Here is an 18,608-nt window from a genome sequence, read left to right as displayed (position 1 = left end):
ACTCCTTTGGTCAATTCTTCCAGTATCATAATCCTCACCGGATGAGCGATGACCTTCAGGAGCTCTATCTTATGGTTGGATATCGGCGCCTCGGTGACCCCTGAAGCACACGCCGTGGTCTCTGCCATCTGTTGCCTCCTTTGGAGTTGGATTCCAATATTCGAAGTCTAGCATATTTGAATATCACAATCCAGTCATTTTCTCTCCCAACCAGTTCGATGCTCGGGAGCTAATGAGGCATATAGATGTATAAACTACGCGAAAGCAATTACCGACAGGCTAAGGGGGCGTTGCAACAGCAGGGGAAAAAAGTCATTACCCGGCCATTGCCCGGGCAATTTGAACCAAAATACAATGAAATCAATAAGTTCAATGGTGGGCGATGTAGATTACGACATGGTCCCTGAGATGTTTAGCCTTCACGAGCTGGAACTGATCTAGAAAAATAACGGTCAGTGCCTTTATAGTTGCGTACGCGGCAGCAGCGGGTGCTAACAGGCGTGCAACTTCCAGTGTCCAAGGAACTGTCCCTTCAACCGAGCCCGAGCCGAGAACGAAAAGCTGAAGAGAAAGGTAAAAAATATCCAATGGAGATTTGTGTATATCATCAATCCTAAAATATTCGGAAAAGCCAATATATCCGAGACCAAGAGCGAGGGCCACTATTCCCCCAAACAACGACCATTGATGATTATGCCAGAACAAGTAGAGGTGGCTTCTCACAGTAGTCTGCACCTAGGAGGCCTGCCTGAGTCATGACTACTGGCATTTGAAATAAGCAGCACCTAGCCAGTGGAGAGCTACTGCTTTCTTTCGGAAATCAGTAGGAAAGCTTCTTAGACATCGCAACGGTTTCAGATTCTGATCGTTTTTAACCCGCGAAACAAACAGCTTCTTCAGAGTATAAAAGTCATATAAAGCGTCGATTTTGCTTACAATAATATGCCGGCGTTCTTTACGCAAATGATTCCTTACTTAATGAATCATTTAATAAATCCTTTAATGATCGAAGGTTTCATTTAGGCATAATTATTGCACAAATATACACAGTCATTCATTTCAATTCAATTGCTTATTTAAATATCAACAAAGATTATCCCAGGGGGGTAAAATGCCGTGAAAAGCAAAGCGCTCGTGTCTCTTTTGCTGACCGCCGTTTTCACGCTCCCGTTTCACACCAACCGGACAGCATACGCGGCTTGCACCCTTCAACGGGTGAAGGGACAATTTACGATTGTCTGCTCAGGGACGACGGCGGGCGGATTCATAGGAAGCAATTCAAGAGACATCTTATTCATCGAGTCCGGAGCTGAGCTTGTCTGCTCGGAGGGCGTCCCGGAAGGGCAGGACGCCACGGGGGCCAGCCTGGACACGGCCAACGGCAACGACTCCGTGCAAAATAACGGTACGGTATCGGTACAGGTCAGCTCAGGAGGTGGAACCCCTGATGACCAGAATGATGCCTTTACCGCAGCGACCGCGGCAACGGGTATCGACAGCGGAAACGGCAAGGACGTCATCGTCAATGACAATGTCGTCTCCGCCAGCTCTTCCGCAAATGCCGACCTGGGAGACGTGTTCTACATTCTCAGTGGCAAGGACGAGATAGAAGACACGACCGCCGTCTCGGCCTTCTCATGGGGAATCGACAGCGGCAACGGCAAGGACGAAGTCACGAACAACGGGAACGTCTCGGCCACCTCAGAAGCAGAGATTGACGCCTTGAGCATCTCTCACAACCTCATTGACGCGGCCCATGCGGACACCAGCATGGCTGCCGATGCCAGCTCAACGGGGATAACCAGCGGCAACGGCAAAGACACTATCACCAATGCGGGCGATATCACGGCAAGAGCGACGGCTGACATCGATGTAGTGAGCGTGGAGTCTGACATCGTAGACGCGGCCTCGGCAGACACAACAATCACGCCGACCGCGACGGCCGTGGGCATAGACGCCGGCGGGGCCAAGGATGATGTCGAAATCCTCAATACAGGAACCGTCACAGCGGAGGCAATTGCTAGTGTAACTGACGTTGGGGTTACCGTCACCTTTGCCGATGTGACCATCGTCGACCAGAAGGGCAATGCCAACGCAGGCACGACGCTCCAGGCCACCGCCGTGGGCATAAGAGGCGGCAATGAGAAGGATACCATTACGAATGAGGGGACGGTAAGCGCCGTCGCATCCTCTGATGCGACCTCCGTTGGCGTATCCATCGCATCCGAAGGGGTCCCTGGCAGCACCAAAGACCTCATTGTCAACGGAAAGTTGGCAGACGCCAGCATCACGGCCCATGCCGACGCCTTGGGTATAGACGGAGGCAACGCGAACGATGACATTACAAACGCTGGCACCCTCATCTCGCGCGCCACGTCCGAAACCACCCAGGCGAGCGCCAATCTCGGCGTCGGCATCTTCGACTTCAAGGTCCCCACTCCGGGTCTTGTTTTGGGTAGCGCCGCTACAATATCCAATGCCACATCCATGGGGATTAGCGGCGGAAGCGGGACCGATGTCATCCGGCAGGAAGGGCTCATGGACGTGGACGCCTCCTCAAGCGCCTCTGCGGTAACCGTCTCGGCGAACATTTCGGAGCTGGGCGTTAAGGTGCCGGGCCTGAAGAACAAGAAATTCCCCCTGGAAGGAAGCATTAGCTTCGTATTATCGGATACCTCAACCGTGGCAATGACTAGCGCAACGGGCATAGAGGGAGGCATGCAGAACGACGACATCTCGAACTCGGGAATTTCCACCGTAAACGCCACGTCCGATGCGGACGCCACGAGCGTCTCCGTTACCTGGGGCAAGGCGAAAGGGAAATTCCTACTGGAGGGGTCGGTGGCGCGTTCAGAAACCCGGTCGGAATCCGAGGTGCAGGGCATCACAGGGGGGTACGGCGATGACGTCATGACAAACTCGGGGGATTTCACGTCCGCGGCCCTCTCCGATGCGACGAGCACCGGCGTGGACGTCGCCTTGCAGGGCCGGTTCAATACGAAGCTGACCGTGGGGGCCGCGCTCGCGGATACGTCAGCTGTCGGGATTGCGAATTCAATGGGCTTTACCGGCGATGAGGGAAGAGACGTTATCACCAACACGGGCTCTCTGACTTCATCGGCGACGTCTGATGTGGATTCGACCAGCGTCTCAGTTGACGTTCAGGCAGAAGGTGAGGGTTTCCTCGCGGTCGGGGGAGCTCTTGCCCGTTCCTCCACCCAGGCGCAGACATGGGCGGTGGGCATAAGTGGTGGGGACAAGAGGGATGACCTCACCAACGAGGGCGACCTCACATCATCGGCCCTGTCCATGGCGACAAGCGGAAGCGGGAGCCTGAACTTTCAGGGATTCATCAACGCACCCGCCGCCGCAGGGGTTGCCCTGACGGACGCGTCGGCCACTTCATCCTCCCGTGCCGTGGGCATTGAAGGCGGGACGGATGATGATACTATCACGAATGCAGGAAACCTGCACACGACAGCGGTCTCTGACAACGACGCGGTGAGCGTGTCCGCCAGCGTCCAGATAAAGCAGGAAGGCAAGCTGGCCCTGAGCGGGGCACTGGCCAATGCAGAAAACAGGGCCGAGAGCACCGACATCGGCATTGATGGAGGAGAGGGCGACGACCAACTGTTGAACACGGGAACCATCTTCTCCGAGGCCCACTCCGGCGCCTTGAGCGTTGGGGTGGGCATGAGTTTCATGGGGTTCATGAACTCGCCGGTAGCCATCGGCGCGGCGCTGACCGATACGTCCGCCACGGCCATCTCTTCGGCGACGGGCATAACCGGTGGAAGCGGTACGGAGACGATTACGAGCTCAGGCATCGTCAATGCCGTTTCGACCTCTGACGTTGACGCCGTCAGCGTCTCGGCCAACCTTCAGTTCGAGCAGAAAGGCCTCCTTGTCGGGGCCGCCCTGGCCCGCTCCGAAAGCACGGCCATGGCGGATGCCGTGGGCATCGATGCCCACGAGGAGGACGCCGACGTCATCGCGGACACGGTCTACTCCACTGCCCGGGCCGACACCACGGCAGTGAGCGTCGGCCTCAACGTGCAGGGCGTGTCCAAGGGGGCAGGAGTGGGAGGGGCAATCACGGAGACATCGTCGCTGGCCTTTTCCAATGTAACGGGGATAATGGTCAATGACCTCGATAATGTCATTACCAGTGCCGATACGATACGGTCCATCGCGGTGTCCGACCTGGACGCGGTGGGCGTCTCTGTAAGCGCTGGCATTGCAAATACGGGCGCTGCAATCGGGCTGGCGCTCGCTAATTCGGGGACAACGTCAGAGGCTCATGCTGTCGGTGTGGACGGTGCCGGAGGGATCGATACGATAGCGACTCACGATGTGACGGCCGGGGCCATAGCCAATACCACGGCCGTTAGTGCAAACCTGAGCTTTGAAAAAGCAAAGACAGGGGCAAGCCTCGGCGCGGCCCTCATGAATACAACCGCCCTTGCTACATCGACTGCCATGGGTATCGGCGGAGGCACGGGGAATGACTCTCTTCTCAGCGCTGGAACGGTCACTGCAAAATCCACGGCTGACACAGACGCGGTGGGCGTTACGGTAAATGTTGCTTATACGGGCACGGGTGCAGCCATCGGGGCGGCGCTCTCAAGCGCCGAGACCACGGCGGATGCCGCGGCCACAGGCCTGGACGCCGGAGAGGGTGACGACACCATACTCAGCAAAGACGTTAACACCGCGGCTCTGGCAAACACCACTGCCGTGAACGTCGGCGTAGGGATTGAGAAGGCCAGTACGGGTGCCAGTATAGGGGCGGCCCTGCTGGACAGCGACGCCCTGGCAAAGGCAAGCACGACGAGCGCAAAGGGCGGCTCCGGAAACGACTACATCGAGAGCACGGGGACGGTCACTTCAAAATCCACGGCTGACACAGACGCGGTGGGCGTTACGGTGAATGTTGCTTATACGGGCACGGGTGCCGCCATCGGAGCGGCGCTCTCACGTGCCGAGACCACGGCGGATGCGTACGCCACCGGCCTGGACGGCGGAGAGGGTGACGACACCATACTCAGCAAAGATGTTAACACCGCGGCTCTGGCAAACACCACTGCCGTCAGCGTGGGCGTGGGTATCTCGGGAGTGAGTACGGGTGCCGGAATAGGCGCGGCCCTGATGGACAGCGATGCCCTGGCGAAAGCAAGCGCAACGGGCGTAAAGGGCAGTTCCGGAAGCGACTACATCGAGAGCACGGGGACGGTCACCGCAAACTCGACGGCTGATACCGATGCTGTGGGCGTTACGGTGAACGCTGCCTTTGCGGGCACTGGTGCCGCCATCGGGGCGTCCCTCTCAAGCGCGGAAACCACGGCGGATGCCACGGCCACAGGCCTGGACGGCGGAGATGGGGATGACACCATACTCAGCAAAGGCGTTAACACCGCGGCTCTGGCAAACACCACTGCCGTCAGCGTGGGCATGAGTATTTCCGGCGCGGGCACGGGTGCTGGCATAGGCGCGGCCCTGATGGACTCCGACGCCCTTGCGAAGGCCACGGCTACAGGAATACAGGGCGGAGCGGGGACCGACACGCTCCAGAGCGGCGGGGACATCTCCGTAAGCGCAACGGCGGACACGGACTCCGTTGGCGTTACCGTGGGTCTTACGTTTGCAGGCACGGGTGCTGCCCTGGGCGCAGCCCTGGCGGATTCTGAAACAATAGCGGAGGCTCTGAGCAAGGGAATTGACGGCGTGGAAGGCGATGTCGTAACAGAAGGAAATATAACATCTCATGCGGTGGCCAAGACGACGGCAGTCAACGTGACCGCGAACATCGCGGGTGCGGGTACAGGAGCCGCCCTGGGCGCAGCCCTCATGGACACAGATGCCTCGGCAGCGGCCACCGCCGTGGGCGTGGCAGGAAGCGACGGGGGCAGTCTCATAAACACCCGGGGCGCGACGCTTGCGCTCAGCACGGCAGAGGTGGACGGAACCGGTGTGAGCGTGGGCATCGGGGCAACCGGGACGGGAGTGGGCGGAGGCGCGGCCCTGGCTGAATCGGGCATACGGACAGACGCCCGCGCCTGGGGCATCGATGCCGGGGGCGGGGACGATGACGTCCTGAGCGACGGAGACGTGATTGCCGGCGCCTGGTCCGATATCACGAGCACACAGGTCACGGCAAATATCTCGGGCACCGGCACGGGAGCAGCCATCGGGGCGGCACTCATGGACACCTCCTCTGTGGGAAGCGCCTCTTCCACGGGCGTCACGGGTGGCAGCGGGATGGATATTGTCTCAAGCGAGGGACACGTCACATCGACGGCGTCTTCCTTTCTGACAGCCACCGACGTGTCAGTCAGTCTTGGCTTCGCAGGCACGGGGGCCGCCCTGGGAGCCGCTCTCTCCAAGTCGTCGCACACGGCCATCTCCAACGCGGTGGGTCTGGACGGAGCGGCTCAGGACGACGCCATCGAGAGCGCAGAGACCGTTTCGGCCACTTCCGTCAGCGATATCGACGCGACGGACGTAACGGTCAGCGTGACGGGTACCGCGGAAGGATTTGCTGGGAGCGCGGCCCTGACGGACTCGACGACAAATGCCCTTTCCTCTGCAACGGGCATCAGCGGCGGGGGAGGAGGCGACACGGTTGTCACCCATAAGGAGGTCACGTCCTATGCGCGCTCTGAAGTGGATGCGGCAAGCGTCAGCGTGAGCCTTGCGGCGGCGCCCGTCGCGGGGGGCGCGGCCCTTACCGATGCCTCGACTCTTCTTGCGGCCAGGTCCGCGGGCATTGACGGGGGCGAGGGAAGTGACGATATCACGAGCTACGGCTCAATCGAAGCTCACGCCAGTTCTGACGTGGATGTCGCGGGCGTATCGACGAATCTCTCTCTCGGCGTTGGCGGAGGCGCGGCTCTGGCAAAGGCCGGCAGTATCGCCAGCGCTGACGCCCGGGCCGTTGAGGGCGGCCTCGGGGACGACGTCATCAACAGCAGGGGCGCCGTGATTTCCAATTCGACGACAATTGCGGATGCCACGAGCGTTGCGGTCAACATCGGGCTCCTGGGCTACGCGGACTCCGACGCGGACATCCTCGCCCAGTCCCAGTCGTGGGGCCTTTCCGGCGGTGAGGGAAGCGACACCATCACGAACATGGGTGGAATTGTCGCCAAGAGCGATTCACAAGGATATGCGGGAGCCGTGAGCGTCAACCTCCTTGGGGGAGCCATGGGAGAGGTAACGACAACGGCCTCCTCCTTCTCCTCCGGCATGGATGGCGGCGAAGGCGCCGATGCTCTTTACAACGAGGCCGCAATAGCCTCGACAGCCACGTCATACGGCCAGGCCTCGGCCACCGTCGTGCAGATAGGAGGATACTCCAACTCGGACGCCTCGACAAACGCCTTTGCCAATGCAGTGGGCATGGGCGGCGGCGAGGGTGATGACACCATTTCGAACAATGCCCCCGTGGATGTGCTGGGCAGCGCAACGGGCAAGGCCGTGAGCGTAAACGTCAACCTCCTCGGCGCCACCTTCGCTGATGCTGAGACCCTCATTCGCGCCGCCGCAACGGGCCTTGACGGCGGCGGCGGAAACGACATGCTCGACAACGCCGGACCGCTCGTTGTCGACGCGACGGCCTTCGGAGATGCGCAGGCCGTTGGTGTCACGGTGCTTGGATATGGGGATGCGGGCGCGACCACCAATGTGGCGGCCAACTCAACCGGGATGCACGGGGGAGAGGGCGACGACTACATGCGGAGCACCGGTGACATCACGGTATACGGCACCGGACAGGGACAGGCCAAGTCAGTCAATGTCACGCCTGTTGGCGCCCTTTCCGTAGACGCCGACACCCTGGTGCAGGCATTCGGGCGAGGCATGGAAGGCGGCGGCGGGGATGACACCATCTATAACGAGGGCGCCATCTATGTCGATGCGAAGACGACGACGGAATCCAAGAGCGTGGGCGTCGTCATCGGTGGCTTTGCGGATGCGGGGGCATCTGCGAACGCGGTGACGGATGCCGCCGGAATAACCGGCGGCGAGGGCAAGGACGCGATTCTCACCACGGGGGATATTACGGTTTTAAGCTCCGCGACTGGAGATTCCGAAGTCACGAACGTCACCCTTCTCGGCTCAGCCATCGCTGATGCCGGAACAAACGCCATCACGAACGCCGTGGGCATAGACGGCGGGGGAGACGTGGACTTCATCCAGAACGAGGCGGATGTCTTTGCCATGACTACGTCAAACATGACGGCGGATTCATCCTCAATCAACATCTTCGGCAATGCGGACTCGGTTTCCACCGTCACGTCCCGGAGCTACGCCGGGGGCATCACCGGAGGCGAAGGCGACGATAGTATTTTCAACTATGGCACAGTGACCGCCAATTCGTTCTCGACGCTTGTGCAGGACGGCTCTTCCTTCACCCTGGGAGGCGCGTCATCCGAGACCGGCGTCCTTGCGGCCTACAACCGGTCCCGGGGAATCGCCGGCGGCGAGGGAGCCGACATCATCAATTCAGTCGGGGCGGTGTCCGTGGTGACGTCATCCTCACTGAGTTCCGACGGGGACTCGACCGCCGTCTTTGGGGCTTCGGACACCGGGGGCTCCACCGGCGCGGTGACCATCGCATCGGGCATCGAGGGTGAAGGGGGCGACGACGTTATCCTGAGCGCATCCACCGTAAACGTCCAGTCCACCGCTACCCTTGATGTCCAGAAGGGGGCCTTCTCCTTTGCCGGCTCGGCGGGCGCAACCGCGACCCTTACCGCCGACACGCAGGCCACCGGAATTTCAGGTGGCGAAGGGGAAGACCGGATTCTGAGCAATGGCGGCATTTCAGCCACGGCTAATGCTTACCTTACGTCATCAACCAAGGCCACGGTCATTTTCGGCTCATCTTACGCAAGCTCCACCATCTCGGCGGACACCACGGCCATGGGCATCGAGGGAGGCGGCGGAGACGATATTATAGAGAGCCATTCTACGGTAGGGGTATCCTCCTCGGCCGTGGCTACGATGGAAGGCTCGTCCTTTGCCTTTGGCGGCACCAGCCAGGCAGGGGGGACGCTTACGGCCTCGACCCGCGCTTTAGGCATTTCAGGAGGGAGCGGAGAGGACTGGGTTCTGAGCGACGGTTCCATGGCGATAAGCGCCTCTGCTACGCTGACTTCTGCTAACAAGGCGGACTCGGTTTTCGGCAGCGCTTCGTCAAGCGCCATAATCGGCTCGGTTACGGAGGGTGTCTGTCTCGAAGCCGGAGAAGGGGACGATACGGTGCTCAACCGGGGAGACATCTCTGCCATAGTCTATTCCACGACCTCATCCTCCGCCTCTTCCTGGGTATTCGGCGGCGGAGAGGAGGCCAAGGCGTTTTTGACCGCCGGTACCCGCTCGTCGGGCATCGCCGGCGGCGGCGGGATGGACCAGATACTCAACGAGGGGAGCATCACCGTCAGGGGTGAGTCGGTGCTGTCTTCCGTAGGCGGAGGAAAGGCCACCTTCGGACGCGCGAAGGCAGGCTCTCAGATCCGGGCGGATGCGTTCGCAGTCGGCGTGGACGGCGGCGATGCCGACGACACCATCGAAAACGCAGGGGCCGTCGATGTAAGCTCAACAGCGAATCTGACCTCTAACACAACCTCGGCGAGCTTTGCGGGAGGCTCGGCAACCTCGGAACTTCTCACGGCATTCAGCAACGCCGTCGGGCTTGACGGGGGAGGCGGTTCCGATGATATATGGAACAGGGGAGACGTTACCGTCGATGCGACAGCCGTGGCGAAATCGCTGGGCGGGGCCTCGTCAGACCTTGCAGGGGGGGCCAGTGCCAGCGGCGTTATCTCCGTTGACGTCAACGCCGCAGGCGTTCACGGTGGAATCACAAATAGCGTGGTGATAAATTCCGCGGGCATTGCTGTAACGGCTACCGCCGAGCCCCAGGCAACTCACAGCGCTTCGGCGGGCTTCTTCTACTCGGGCGGCTTCGCCGCAGCAGACGCGGCAGCCCGTCTGACGGAATCCGGCGTGTCGGTGGGCGACGGGGATAACGAAATCCTCAACGAGGGCATCATCTCCTTGGAGATGTCGTCAGGCACGAGGGACGGAGACGGTGACGGAACCTTGGATGGCGTCTTCGCGCGAGTTGATGCCGAAGGCGGTGATTTCGACCTCTTCCTTGGCAATGCCGATGCCCACGGCAGGGCTACGGCGGATGCGACGACAGGCCAGACGGGAATACTGGCCGGTGACGGGGAAAATATAATCACGAACAGAGGAGATGTGGCAATCAGCACGTCCCCGACTGTGGGCTTCAAGGTAAGCGCTGTCTCTGACCCTAACGGCGGAGGGGCCCTGACCGTGGACGGCGACGGCTACGGAGAGGCTTACGCGTCCGGCACGTTCACCTCGGCCGGCATCTCGGCCGGCACCGGGGTGAATCAGGTGGTCAACGACGGACGGATACTGCTCGGCATCTCTCCCGAAGTCGTCTCGGTCGTGGACGCCGACGGTCCGAGCAGCGTGGGCTCAGGGGACGCGGACTCCTTTGCAAGGTCTTCTGCCAACGCTAGCGCCTTCGGAATCAGCGTCGGCGCAAATGACGAGGTTGCCTCAGAAAACTGGGTGGTCAACAACGGCGAGATATCCGTCATGGCCTCCCCGTCGGCCCGGGCGTTTGCAGACTCCAACGGCCAGGTGTTTGACGGCGACGGCCGGTGCGGCTACAGCGATGACCCCATCAAGGCCACGGGCACCGCGCTGGCGACGGGAATCATGGGCGGAATCGGAATTAATAGGGCCGACAATTACGGCATGGTCAATGCCACGGCCGCGGTCTCGGCATATGCAAGGGGCAATTCGGATTCGGATACAGGTGGTGACGCCTGGACCTACGAGTGGGCCATCGGCTCGGCAAGGGCCGAGGCAATACACGCCGGTGCGGGGCAGAGCCAGATTGTCAATCACGGCTATGTGGCGGCTACAGCCACGGTCGATGCGGACACGTGGGGATGGGCGGACAGAGCGATGGCCACTGCTGAAGGAGATTCAACCTCCAACACGTGGGCCTATGCGGACGCCTTTGGCATCCTGGCCGACGGCGGGGACGTGAGCGTCGAAAATGCCGGGATAGTCGATGTCAATGCCACGGCGGATGCCACAGCCTTCGCCCACGGCGATGACGACTCCTACTCCCATGCATTCGCTTACGGCAGCGCCTACGGCATCTATGCCGGTGCGGGCCTGACACCGATATACATCGGTAACTCCGGTCTAATAAACGCTACGTCCCGGTCCATCGCACTGACACAGGACGACGAACCGACGATGAGCGCCCGGGGCGCCGACAAGGCTTACGGCATCAAAATAACCGGCGGTGACAGTGCCGTAGCGAGCGGCGGGGACATTTTCGTCAGCTCCAGCGCATTCGCTTACTTCCAGAGCTCTAACGACCACGTCGCCACAACGGTCTCCAGCTCCACCGCAACGGGAATTGAGCTGGGCGACGGAGGCACAAGAGCCGTTGATGCCGGCGGGAGGATAATAGTAAGCGCGGTGGCCGACAACGAGCCTTCGGGCGTCTCCTTCGTCCGTACCTTGTTCGGCCTGAACTCTGCTACTGCCGATGCCTTTGGCATAAACGCAGGAAACGGCGATGCGGCAATAACGGTACAGGAGGGCGCAGAGGTAAGCAGCGCGTCGATGGCGCACACGGTTTCCTCAGACGGAATCGCCAGAGCGCTGGCTTCGGGCATTTCCGCAGCAAGCGGCAACATCATCATCGGCAATCAGGGCACCATCCGCGCAAACGCCCTCGGGACTGCGGACTATTCCGGCCCTATCCCTTTTACATTTGACTCGCTCGTCTCGGGGTCAGGCTCTGCGTCGGGAATCGCCACGGGCGCTCAGGGCGACACGGTACTGAATACAGGCGACATCGTTGTGGAAGCCTCCGGAAATGCCACTGTCCCGGAAGGAGACAACTTCTTGCATATTCATATGAAATCGGTAGCCAGTGCGTGGGCTATAGGCATCGATGCGGGCGGGGGAAACAACTGGATTGAAAACGACGGCGTCATCACCGTGTCGTCCGTCGCCACGGCTGGAACTGAATTCGTACTGGACGGGTCTGCTTCGGCAAGCGCCGTCGGCATCAGGACCGGCTCGGGAGACGACGTAATCATCAATCGGGGCAGCATCACGACGACGGTCACCGAGAACCTCTTGACTTACGCCGGAGTGGCTATCAACTCGGGCGGCGGCAATGATTCGGTCATCCTGAACTCCTTTGTGGCCGGGGACATCGACCTCGGCCTCGGGGACGACTCTCTTTCCTTTGGCAGCGGCGGGGAGGTAAAGGGCCATGTAACGGGCAATGAGGGCACCGATTCCCTCATTTTCGACAATGTGGAGACATTCTCCGCGTCGGCTACGAGTTTCGAGAATCTCCTCAAGCTGGGCAGCAGCACCCTCACCATCCCGGTCATGCCCGTCGTTGAACAGCTTGAAATAGAAGAAGGGATTCTGGAGGTCACGGATGATTACAGTCCCCAGGACGGTTTAACAATCATTACTCAGGTTGAAGGCGATGGAAAATGTGGAATGCTGAAGGTTGACGGCGTTGCTTCGCTGGACGGCACGCTGGAAGTGAGGAGAGGCCCGGGAGCGTATGTCGACGGCACGACATTTAACGTTCTGTCTGCCGACGCCATCACCGGCAGTCTTGAGGAACGAGTGCCAGCCGCCACTCCGCTTTTGAGCTTTGAGCTCAATCGTGAGCCCGACAACATTGAGGTAGAGGTTTCTACAGAGCGCTTTATAACGGTTGCAACAAATCCGGTCGAAAGAGCCATAGCCGAGCATCTTGATGAGATACTACCCTCGGTGGCCGGAGATCTGTCGGTCGCCATCGGCGAGTTCCAGGCCCTGCCCAAGCCGGAGCAATACAGAGCCGCTTTCCTGAGCCTCAGCCCCGGCTCTTATGATGGCCTCACAAGAACCACGTACGGCGTGGCCCGGCAACATGCCGGTTCCCTCATTAACCGCATGCAAAGCGTACGCATGGCCTCCGCCGCATCTTCTTATGCCTCAAGGACGAAGCCAGCGCTGGGCAGGGAACTTTTGCTGGTTGCCTTCAATGGTTCAGATTTTAGCTTCGGGCACCTTGCCGACGGGCAGTATGAGAAAGAGAAAGCGGATTACGGCCTCTGGAGTCGTGGCTTTGGGCAGTGGGGCGAACAGGACGGAGAGGCAGGATTCAGCGGATTCGACTTCAGCGTCGCAGGCTTAACGCTGGGCCTTGACCATGCCTTCGGTGACAGGTTCATCGCAGGCGTCAGCCTCGCAGCCTCCTTCGCCGATATAGACCTTCACAACGACATGGGGCGCGGCGATATAGACAGCATCTTCGGGTCGATTTATGGAACGTATTTCTCGAAGAAGGGATACATAGAAGGGGTGCTGTCATACGGCGGTCAGGACTACTCGAATTCTCGTGATATCGTCATTGGCCCTCTGGCGAGCACCGCAAGCAGCAAGCATGACGGGGATGTATTCTCCGCATTCGGAGGCGGCGGCTATAATTTCATCCTCGACAGTATGGTCCTTCAGCCGTTTGCTTCGCTTCAATACGTGTTAATCGATGAAGACGCTTTCCTAGAGACCGGGGCCGGCGCCTTGAACCTGAGCGTCGGTGCCCGCAAGACCGACTCCCTTGTATCTAGCGTGGGTCTGCGGGCCGCCCGCGTCTTCAGTACGGACGGCGGGAGCCTCCTGCCGGAGATAAGCGCAGCGTGGAATTACGACTTCGACATAGACGAACGAGTTATCACGGCTTCTCTTGAGGGCTCGCCCGATGCCGCGTTTTCCATCGCGGGGCAAAAAGTTGAAAGGAATGGCGCGACACTGGGCACAGGCATTACGTTTATGAATAGGGACGGGTTTAGCACGCGTCTTAAATACAGCGCAGAGATCCGTGAAAACTATGAGGCCCACGGCGTGATGGGAGAGCTTCGCTATGAGTTTTAATGAAGCTTCCATACTATATTGGTGGATTGAAAGTAACAGACGATTTTCTCACACTCCAGAAACGAAATCTAAGATTCCGATTCGGGAGGACTGGAGTCGCGGCAGAGCTTACATTTCGACGGGTTGACTACTGATCCCAAATTGAGCCTGTGGGCTCCAAAATGCTGCTGATTCTACCAAACTTCCGACATCTTCAAAGAAATAAGAAGCCTCTGAAATCAAATATAGAAAAAGAATAATGGTCTGTCTGGTCAGACACAGATCGTGCGCTTTCACAGCGCGTTACAATTAGTGATCAGAGTGCCGATTATGTTCCCATAAATCATCGCAGAACTCTTTAAGAATAATGGGTTTGATGGCGTTGTATATAGGAGCGCCTTGAGAAGAGGTTTGAATGTCCCATTATTTGACCTCGACATAGCAGAAATAATTGATGATTTTTCTATTACGTTGAGGCGGTCTCTATTCATGCTTACGACTATTTTACGGGTCCATACCATTACAAGAAATTTAGATTGGGTCGAGTTACAGCTGTTTCTTTCAGTAATCGTTAACTCTCATATCTTCTCATGATTGACTTCTTCGTAGTGAAATACGAACCGATTTCAACTTCATGCAACTGCGGCTAAGCAGGTGTACACAGCACCCTGGAGACCCAAAGGTCACTCATTACGCCTGGGGCCTTCGAGAGGCTCGATTCGGCTCAAGACGTACGCTTCAAATTAGGTGCTCTCCTACGGAAGCGCCCGCAACCGCAGTAGTGGCCGAAGCCTTCCACAAGTAACTCACAGAGCCCTCGTTGAAGAGAGAGCTTGAGCTTCGAGGAGCGCGCTGCGCGAAGTACGAGAAGCGAGAAGGTCCCAGAAACGGAAGTTCTCAAGGAGTTCAAGGCCGCCGGCGTCAGGCGGCGGTGTTCCGATTCCTGAGAATATGAATGGACGGACTCCCGGGCATTCGTTCTAATCCAGAGAATGGGAAGGGCCGACTCCTGAGAATAGGTCCGTCAGGTTTCGAAGAACGAGATCGTTCCGATTTTATCCCCCGTAGAAACTAGCGTGGAAACTGGTACAGATACTATAAGGGAATCTGAGGGAATTCCCTATGGAAGTAGGGCTTTCACCCAGCACATACGCACCCCAATAGGTATCGACGCACTTCAGCTCAGGGATAGCGACGGCAAGAACCACTCAAGACACTGTCAGGGTGTCTCGAGAGAAAACCCGTATTTGGTCTAGCACAACAGGCTTCTTGGATCGATAGAATGACAGATCGCCCTCTGCGGAGCGGGGCGGCTACTTTTCTTTTCGTCTTTCTCGGGCGCTAACGACCCACCCGCACTTGTTCGAGCAGAACCGCTTCTCTTTCGCGGTGGCCCGGAGAAAATAATTGTCGCAGTCCTCGCGCTGACACTGCCGGATATCACCAAGGGGAAACTCGTCAAATACAATGTCATCGAAAAGGGTTTCCTCGAGGAAAGACGCCTTCAGGATGCGGTCGAAGTCCGCCTTCGTGAACGCCAGAACCACGGTCTCCTCCACCGCCTTTACCGAGGCACTCCGAGGGCCGCCGGTGAGAAGAGCCTCCTCTCCGAATCCCATGCCCTCGCCCAAGACGGCCACTTCTTCCTGTGTCTCCTTGAGCATCTGCTTCAGCACGACAACATGGCCGGACCGGATGATGTAGTATACATCTCCTGCGTCTCCCTGGGTTATGATGGTATCGCCCGGGGAATACCTCCGTTGCTCCGCTTTCACGAAGAGCGATATCATCCGAGCCAGTTCAAGGGGAGCGAAGGGTTCCAGCGCTTTCAGCTGGTTAAGGTAGGCATATTCGTCCGTGCGCTTCTTCGCCATGGAGTCCGCAAGCACCACGTTGTCGAAATCCCTCTTCAGAAGGCGAAGAAGGCTGACGTCCGTCTTTGCGATGACCGTCGCGGCGCGAGGAGAACTCGTCACCAGCGGCATCTCGCCGAATACCTCTGCGCCTCCCACGGTGGAGAGAAAAGCGTCCCGGCCTCCCGGGGTCTTCTTGAAAATGTTCACCTCTCCCTCGCGGACAAAGTAGAAGGAATCGCCGGGAGCCCCTTTGTCGATTATCTTCTTGCCGGCGGAGTATTTCACATCCTGCAAACGTGCCACAATCTCCCGCAGAGCCTCATCCGAAAGGCAGGAAAAGTAACAGTAGCTCCTGAGTCGGGAAGGAAGCATTTCTTTGTATGCTTCGCTATTCCCTCGCCGCAGAGCTTTCATGGCTTCCTCCCGTGGCGAGTCGGCTTCACAGGGGGAGACCTTCAACAGCTGCGGTTTTACGTTCGTCCAGGCGAGTCAACATTTGCAGGTTTTTCCCATGAACTTCACGATGCGGTACCCGTCTGCCTCCGAGATCTCGGCCTGGCAGCCCGACATGGATGCGAAACTCTTCAGCCTCTTGCTTTCACTGGTGTCGACCGACACCACGATGTGCTCGCACGAAACTCACATGTTCCGTATGGCTTCACGAACAATCTGCAAGGGTTCGGGGTGGCTTAAACCCCGCACATCGATTTCCATAGGTTCCTCCTTTTCGGGTTGAGAGAAGTTCGCGTCGGAGAGGAGAGCAGAAAAACTCTGAGGGAAACGATGAAAGAAGGGATTATGTTTCGTGAGACAGCAATGGACATGACACCATCGCCCGGAAGGGAACAGCCCACCGCCAACCGGGAACACCTCATTGTGCCCCGTCCTCCCCATGCAAACAAAGCACACGCCCCGCTTTCCCCCCTGATTGACACAACAATCAGCGCAGTCGCATTATGAGCGTTACGATGCGAAAAGTCAATCTATTAACTTCAATTACAATATATCCTGAAGCCTTATCCATTAAGGAAAAAGTGCCTTTCACAATAAAGGACGGCTAAGAATCTTTAAACTGCGGACTCGAGGGAAGTCAATACCGACCATTGAACTGTTGCACCGTCCCTGGCAACCATGAGGAAGGAGTAAGTGCTAAAAAATGCGCCAGGTATGATATCTTTGACTCCACTGAGGCATTCTACGACAGGAAGAGGAGGCCCCGTATCTCGGCCCTGTCAACCATCACGCCTTTGAGCGGGCGGCTTGTGGTAACCTATGACCGCTTCGAAGAGTTGAGAGACTTCTGAGGACGCCATGAACATTCTCATTGCAAGTGCCACCGGGTACCTTGGGCGAAGGCTCAAGCTCAGGTTATTGAGCGAAGAGGGCGTCAGCCTAAGGCTCCTGGTGCCTGACACGCATCTCGTCAGCGAGACCACGCGGCCAAGAGTTGAAATCGTCGAGGGTGACGTTGATGACCTTCAAGCGGTCAGACAGGCGGTAAAAGGAGTCGACCTTGCCTACTACCCTATTCGCTTGTTTGGCGCCGTGTGGGAATCAGACTTTGACAAGGCTGCCGTGGAACGGTTCAGAGATGCGTGCGTCGAGGCCGGAGTAAAGAGACTCGTCTTCGTGGGGCTTCACGCGGCTGAGGAAACATCGGTTCAATCCTTGAGAAACGTCCTCGAGACCGGCACCATTCTGAGCGCCCGTCCCGAGGACATTCAGGTCATCTGGTTCCGGGTGGGGGTTCTCCTAGGGTCGGGCAGCGTTTTGTTCGAGCTCCTGAGGAACATTGTTCAAAAGGTACCCATCATTGTTTATTCCCCCTGGATGAACGCCCGAGTCAACCCCGTCGGCGTCCCGGACGTCGTTGAGTATCTGGTCAGGGCCGGGGAGCTTGAAGCGCAGGGGAATCTGGTCATCGATATCGGCTCACAGGAGCTGAGCTTCAAGGAGATGCTCAAAGTTGCAGCACAAGAGATGGGCCTGAAAAGGCTATTCATTCCCCTTCCCTGCACCGCGCCCCGCCTGTCTTCCTTTCTTTTGATGCTCGCCACTCCATTTTCCTACGAATTCTCCTCCTCACTAATTCGGGCCCTCCGGTCAGGAGCAATAAGAGCCGCCACCCCGGAGAGGACAGCGAAGCATTATTTCCCGCAAATCACGCCGCATCCCTTTGACAGGGCACTCCTGAGGGCTCTGCATGAGATCGAGAACGACCAAGTCGTTAGCAGGTGGAGTGACACTCTCGGACACGCCTTCCGCACGAGCCCGAAAGAGGATATCTCGCGGGCGGTCTATCGAGACGTCAGGAGCATGAGTTTCGGGGACATTCCGCCGGAAAAGATATTCCAGTCGGTCAAATCAATTGGAGGCAGGACGGGATGGTTCACCTTCGATTTCCTCTGGCGGATTCGGGGATTGCTGGACAAGCTGGTCGGCGGTTACGGAACGGCCATGGGGAAGAGGGTCGTTTCAGACCTCCGGCTGGGAGACATGCTCGATGTCTGGAAAGTCGTCGACCTCAAGCAGAACAGAAGGCTTCTTCTGGAGGCCCACATGAAAGTCGCCGGAAAAGCATGGCTTGAGTTTGCAATAGAGGGAAACACCCTCACCCAGACCGCCCATCACTATCCCAAAGGGATTCTCGGCCGCATGTACTGGTATTGCATGATGCCCTTCCATGCCTTCATTTTCAAAGACATGATACGAAGCATAGTCAAGCGCGCCAGGGAAACAGATTAACGAACAGTCCACGAGAAGGGT

Annotated in this window: 4 protein-coding genes; 2 read left to right on the top strand and 2 right to left on the bottom strand. The window is 58.2% G+C overall.

Annotated elements, in window-relative coordinates; all coding sequences use genetic code 11:
* Positions 1-369: 369 nt before the first annotated feature.
* Positions 370-735, bottom strand: coding sequence for a hypothetical protein (locus P8Y39_01955; GenBank protein ID MEJ2191101.1), 366 nt, complete (start codon positions 733-735; stop codon positions 370-372).
* 381 nt (positions 736-1,116) lie between these two features.
* Between P8Y39_01955 and P8Y39_01950 the strand changes: the two genes are divergently transcribed.
* Positions 1,117-14,007 (top strand): autotransporter outer membrane beta-barrel domain-containing protein, encoded by a 12,891-nt coding sequence (locus P8Y39_01950; protein ID MEJ2191100.1) that lies wholly within the window; start codon positions 1,117-1,119, stop codon positions 14,005-14,007.
* Positions 14,008-15,299: 1,292 nt separating this feature from the next.
* Here the strand turns inward: P8Y39_01950 and P8Y39_01945 are convergent.
* Positions 15,300-16,145 (bottom strand): cyclic nucleotide-binding domain-containing protein, encoded by an 846-nt coding sequence (locus P8Y39_01945; protein ID MEJ2191099.1) that lies wholly within the window; start codon positions 16,143-16,145, stop codon positions 15,300-15,302.
* 1,008 nt (positions 16,146-17,153) lie between these two features.
* On the opposite strand from P8Y39_01945, the gene P8Y39_01940 reads away from it, so the two are divergent.
* Positions 17,154-18,587 (top strand): SDR family oxidoreductase, encoded by a 1,434-nt coding sequence (locus tag P8Y39_01940; GenBank protein MEJ2191098.1) that lies wholly within the window; start codon positions 17,154-17,156, stop codon positions 18,585-18,587.
* The last annotated feature ends 21 nt before the right edge of the window (positions 18,588-18,608 follow it).

It is taken from the genome of Nitrospirota bacterium, assembly GCA_037386965.1.
GTDB lineage: Bacteria > Nitrospirota > Thermodesulfovibrionia > Thermodesulfovibrionales > JdFR-86 > JARRLN01.
The sequence above is the reverse complement of the archived record's forward strand: the minus strand, read 5'-3'. Positions and strand labels throughout refer to the sequence as shown.

What these genes read in the sequence shown, in the direction of transcription:
- P8Y39_01940 (MEJ2191098.1), top strand. Translation starts at nt 17,154, where the DNA reads ATGAACATTCTCATTGCAAGTGCCACCGGGTACCTTGGGCGAAGGCTC.